Annotated in this window: 1 pseudogene; it reads right to left on the reverse strand. The window is 42.2% G+C overall.

The window, feature by feature from the left end:
• Positions 1–749 (reverse strand): annotated as a pseudogene (locus tag N8L33_RS09915) (hypothetical protein); the annotation flags it as partial.

The raw sequence follows: 749 nt of genomic DNA on the forward strand, positions 1-749 counted from the left end.
TGCTACCTGATGGGTAAGTTGTTCCATCTGGTTTCTTAGGCGTTACAATCGCATTTCCATTTGGTTGTTGAGTAATTTCAATCTTACCTGGTTTTTCAGTTACTGGTGTTTCTGGTGTGAATTTAGCTGGTGTTGTTACATTAGGAACTTCAACAGCTGGTTTACCTGGTTCGGTAATCTTACCTATACCTGGTGTTTCTACATCTGGTAGATCACTGTTTGGTACTTTACCTTTACCGTCTTCACCGATTGTGACTGTGATTGGCTTGCCACCTTTACCTGGAATTTCTACCGTAGTTCCTGGTGGGTAGGTTGAGCCGTCTGGTTTCTTCGGTGTTACTGTAACGTCACCTGTTTCAGGATCTCGTTTCACATCTAGTGTTGGTGTCTTACGAGCTGGTGTTGTTACATCCACTGGTTGTGATGGTTTCTTGTTAGGTTCTGTTACTGTTCCTGTACCTGGGACATTTGTCTTAGGAAGGTTGTCATTTGGTACTTCACCTGACCCATTGTCACCAATTGTTACTGTGATTGTTGTTCCATTTTCTCCTGGAATTTCTACCCTGCTACCTGATGGGTAAGTTGTTCCATCTGGTTTCTTAGGCGTTACAATCGCATTTCCATTTGGTTGTTGAGTAATTTCAATCTTACCTGGTTTTTCAGTTACTGGTGTTTCTGGTGTGAATTTAGCTGGTGTTGTTACATTAGGAACTTCAACAGCTGGTTTACCTGGTTCGGTAATCTTACCT

The sequence above is a fragment of the Streptococcus mitis genome (genome assembly GCF_946188695.1).
Classification (GTDB): Bacteria; Bacillota; Bacilli; order Lactobacillales; family Streptococcaceae; genus Streptococcus; species Streptococcus mitis_DF.